Genomic DNA, 229 nt, shown 5'->3' on the forward strand with positions numbered 1-229 from the left:
GCGCGTAGGCGGTTTATCAGGTTGGATGTGAAAGACCCGGGCTTAACCTGGGAATGGCATCTAAGACGGATAGGCTAGAGTGAAGTAGAGGTAAGCGGAATTTCCGGAGTAGCGGTGAAATGCGTAGAGATCGGAAGGAACATCGGTGGCGAAGGCGGCTTACTGGACTTAGACTGACGCTGAGGCGCGAGAGCGTGGGGAGCAAACAGGATTAGATACCCGAGTAGTC

General features: G+C 54.1%; 1 rRNA gene. It reads left to right on the forward strand.

Going from position 1 to position 229, the window contains the following annotated elements:
• Window positions 1–229 (forward strand): 16S ribosomal RNA (locus tag ACTHSL_RS14355); the annotation flags it as partial.

The organism is Neisseria sp. P0008.S010 (genome assembly GCF_051962715.1).
Taxonomy (GTDB): Bacteria; Pseudomonadota; Gammaproteobacteria; order Burkholderiales; family Neisseriaceae; genus Neisseria; species Neisseria elongata.